Source organism: Mesorhizobium sp. M1A.F.Ca.IN.020.06.1.1, from assembly GCF_004023265.1.
GTDB lineage: Bacteria > Pseudomonadota > Alphaproteobacteria > Rhizobiales > Rhizobiaceae > Mesorhizobium.
Genome location: NZ_RZSR01000590.1, coordinates 1 through 3818, shown reverse-complemented (window position 1 = coordinate 3818; position 3818 = coordinate 1). Strand labels below are relative to the sequence as shown.

Here is a 3818-nt window from a genome sequence, read left to right as displayed (position 1 = left end):
GTCGTCACCATCGACGATCCTCGTGCCCTTCACACCCGGGAACTCGCTGGCGATCTCAGAGGCCTGCGCGAGGGCTGCTTCCATGTCGAGGCCCTCGACGGGCTTGATCTGGATCGTCGCCTCGCGCGAGATCTGGTTCTCCCAGACCGAGGCGGTGTCGCGCACCAGCGTCACGGCGCCGAAGGTTAGGCAGGACAGGAAGGTCATGATGGCGATGACCAGCACCAGGGCCCGGCCGGCGATGTTGTGCGCCGGCACGATCGGCGCCATCTTGCGCTGGACACGGCGAACGACAGCCGGCGTCTCGACGGCTTCCTCGTGCAGGTGATCGGCCGGAAGTTCAGTCATAGACGTCCAGCCTTCCGCCGGCCAGAATCATGCGCCGCGCATCGACCTGCTCCATCAGGCCGAGGTCGTGGGTTGCGATCACCACGGCGGTGCCGAGCCGGTTGAGCTCGATAAAGAGCCTCAGCAGCCGGCGCGCCAACGGCGGATCGACGTTGCCGGTCGGCTCGTCGGCAAGCAGGATCTCCGGCTGCTCGATCAGCGCGCGAGCGATCGCAGCACGCTGCTTCTCGCCGCCCGACAGCACCGGCGGCAGCACATGCATGCGCTCCCCGAGGCCAACCCATTTCAGGAGCTCGGTGACGTCGGTGCGATAGCTCGCCTCCTCGCGCCCGCGGACGCGCAACGGCAGCGCCACGTTCTCGTAAGTGGTCATGTGGTCAAGCAGGCGGAAATCCTGGAACACCACGCCGATGCGGCGCCTGAGCAGCGGCAACTCGCCGCGCGAGATGCGCGAACGATCCTTGCCGAAAATGGTGATCAGGCCGCGCGTCGGCTTCAGCGACATGAAAAGCAGGCGCAGCAAGGTGGTCTTGCCGGCGCCCGAGGGGCCGCTCAGGAACTGAAAGGAGCGCTCCGGAATGTGCAGGGAAATGTCGCGGAGGATCTCCGGACCCATGCCATAGCGGAGGCCGACATTTTCGAAGCGGATCACGTTCGGCGACCTGAAACCTTAGGCGGCATCCCGCCAGCCTGTTCTCTGCCAAGACCATCGGCCGGCATGGTTAATCGTTGGTTAATTTCTGCGCGCTTTCGACATTTCACAGCAGTTCCGGTGGGGAAGCGTTAACCATTTGCGTTTACCCAAAAGCAACGAAGATTGCACTGGGGCCGTAATGGCTGAGGATAGAACCGCGCGCTCTGTTTCCGGCGAAATCATGACCGGCACGGCGACAAAGGCCGCGCCGGAGCGCGTCATCCTCGACACCGATGTCGTCGATGCCGACTATGTGGTGCTGCCGCGATTCGCCGCCCGTTCGGAACCGCTTGCGGCGCCGTTGCCGCCGCAAGCGCCCTCGACGCCATCCATCGCTGGCATGGGCATGCTGCGCAAACCGGAGGCTGCGCCGGCGCGGCCGGCCTCGCGTGGCGGTCCAATCTTCTGGGCCGCCGGAGTGGGCGCCGCACTCGTGGCTTTCTGGGTGTCGGGCGGTCATGCCCTGGTGCGTCAGAGCCCCTTCTGGGCGGCTGCGCAGCCGGCAAGCGCGCTCAGCATTTCCGGTGTGACGTCGCGAATCGATGCCTCGGGGCTGAAGCCCATCCTGTTCATCGACGGCGAGGCCGCCAATGACGGCGTACGGGCGGAGTCGCTGCCGCCGCTCGAGATCCGCGTCACCGACAATGCCAGCAATGTCATCCGCTACAGGTTGGGGACATCCAACCGCTCGCTGGCGCCCGGCGAAAGATTCGGCTTTTCCAGCCGGCTCGATGTCCCTAGAAACGGCGTGAAGGCCGTATCGGTCACCTTCGCCGGGTAGGGGCATCGATATTCAGGTGATGCCGGCCTGCAATTAGTGGTTTCCTGCGCTTAGGTGCTCACGTGCTTGAGTACGCTCTGCACCGGTTCTCGGAACCCGCTATTTTGGGTTCGGCCTGACCTGAATATTGATGAACCTAGCCCTTCCGGCGTTGCAGGCGATTCTGAAGGAAAAAGCTATGCCAGTTGTACGCGGCAAGGACATCGAGGTCCTGTTTTCGGCGTCGGCGATCGCCCGGCGCAATCTCGAGCTCGCCAAGGAAATCGCCGGGCGCGACTATCACGACCTGCTTGTGATATCGATCCTGAAAGGCTCGTTCGTCTTTGCCGCCGATCTTATCCGCGCCATGCACGACGTCGGCCTGTCGCCCGAGGTCGAATTCATCTTCATCTCCAGCTACGGCGCCGGCACCACAAGCGGCGAGGTCAAGGTGCTGCGCGACATCGACAACGAGGTCGCCGGCCGCGACGTTCTTTTGATCGACGACATCCTCGAATCCGGCAAGACGCTTTCCTTCACCCGCGACCTGATGCTGTCGCGCGGCGCCAGGAGCTGCGCCATCGCGGTGCTGCTCGACAAGCGCATGCGCCGCCAGACCACGCTCAACGCCGATTATGTCGGCTTCGACTGCCCCGATTATTTCGTCGTCGGCTACGGCATGGACGTCGCGCATGCTTTCCGGGAATTGCCGTTTGTCGGGGTCGTGAAAGGCGACAAGTAAGGTCGCGCCGAAAGAGGCCGCATAGACGTTTCAAATTTTCAGAAAACGTCAACGTTTCGGCGGCATCTATCTCGGCATGGCAAAGCTTTTGATCGTCGAGGACGATGAATCCGTCCGCACCCTCGCTGCCCGCGCGCTGGAGCGTGATGGGCACAGTGTCACCATCGCCGCCGATGGCGCGCAGGGGCTCACCCTGATCCGCCAGCAGCGCGGCAGCTACGATCTCGTGGTATCCGATATCCGCATGCCGGAGATGGACGGCATCGAGATGGCGACCGCGGCGGCAAAACAGTTTCCGGCCATGAAGATCATGCTGATGACCGGCTATGCCGACCAGCGCGAGCGCGCCGAGGAATTGAACGGCATCATCCTCGACGTCGTGCAGAAGCCGTTCACGCTTGCCGAAATACGCGCCCGCGTCGGACGGGCATTAAGCTGCTTCGCTTGATCGTTCAGACGGCATCGCCGGTCGCTGCGATTGCAGGTGCTGCGCCGCGTCGGCGCTCACCGTTCAGTGCGGCCAGACCGGCGCCGATGATCAGCGCCGCGCCCAGCACCGTCGTTGACCGCGGGACCTCGGCGAAGAACAGGAAGCCCCACAGCGGCGACCAGAGGATGCCCGTGTATTCGAAGGTTGCGACCCGGTTGGCGGGCGCCATCCGGTAGGCCTGCGACAGCAAGATCATGCCGGCGGAGGCAACGAAGCCGCAGGCCGCCATCTTCAGGAAGTCCGGCAGCGCCGGCCAGACCCACGGCCGCACCAGGAAGTCGAGGCTCGGGTGGCCCGCATGGGTAATGCCGGCAAGATGAAACACCGCGGCCACCGCCACAGCGCCGGTGAGATAGGCGCCGTTCTGGTAGAAGGCCATCACCGTCGAGGATTCGGTCTCGCCGATCCGGCGCGCCATCAGTTGCGAGAACCCGTAGAGGAATGCCGAGCCGAGCGACAGCAGTGCCGCCCAGTCGAACAATCCGGCGCCCGGACGCAGCATCACGACCACGCCCACGAGGCCGATCAGCACCGTCGTCAGCGTCCGCCAGGAGACGTGCTCGCCGAGATAAGGCCCGGCAAGCAACATGATGAAGAGCGGCGCCATGAAATAGAGCGCTATCGCGTCGGCCAGCGAGAGGGCGGCAATCGCCAGATAGTAGACGGTGTAGGAGCTGAATTGGATGAAGCCGCGCAGCGTCAGCATGCCCGCTCGTTTCGACAGCAAGGCTGTCAGGCCGACATCGGCCTGGACGATAACGATCAGGATCGGCAGCGCCACGAG

The 3818-nt window shown here is 64.0% G+C and carries 5 protein-coding genes and 1 pseudogene; 3 read left to right on the top strand and 3 right to left on the bottom strand.

The genetic code is table 11. From position 1 onward, the window contains the following. Positions 1-348: pseudogene (locus EOA60_RS22965) on the bottom strand (ABC transporter permease); the annotation flags it as partial. Continuing rightward, positions 341-1000: a cell division ATP-binding protein FtsE gene (gene ftsE, locus EOA60_RS22960; RefSeq protein ID WP_066990245.1), complete on the bottom strand. Its 660-nt coding sequence runs from the start codon at positions 998-1000 to the stop codon at positions 341-343. The gene ftsE and the pseudogene EOA60_RS22965, both read right to left, overlap by 8 nt. Before the next feature lie 181 nt (positions 1001-1181). Between ftsE and EOA60_RS22955 the strand changes: the two genes are divergently transcribed. From EOA60_RS22955 to EOA60_RS22945, 3 genes are all read left to right on the top strand, one after another. Further along, positions 1182-1823, top strand: coding sequence for a hypothetical protein (locus EOA60_RS22955; protein ID WP_095823979.1), 642 nt, complete (start codon positions 1182-1184; stop codon positions 1821-1823). A 178-nt stretch (positions 1824-2001) separates the two neighbouring features. Then, a complete protein-coding gene (gene hpt / locus EOA60_RS22950; protein WP_067319657.1) occupies positions 2002-2544 on the top strand; it encodes a hypoxanthine phosphoribosyltransferase in 543 nt (180 codons plus the stop codon). Positions 2545-2620: 76 nt separating this feature from the next. After that, a complete protein-coding gene (locus EOA60_RS22945) occupies positions 2621-2992 on the top strand; it encodes a response regulator (RefSeq protein WP_067319126.1) in 372 nt (123 codons plus the stop codon). A gap of 4 nt (positions 2993-2996) precedes the next feature. Here EOA60_RS22945 and EOA60_RS22940 read toward each other — a convergent pair. Continuing rightward, the coding region (locus EOA60_RS22940; protein WP_164899476.1) for a DMT family transporter at positions 2997-3818 on the bottom strand (822 nt) is incomplete at its 5' end.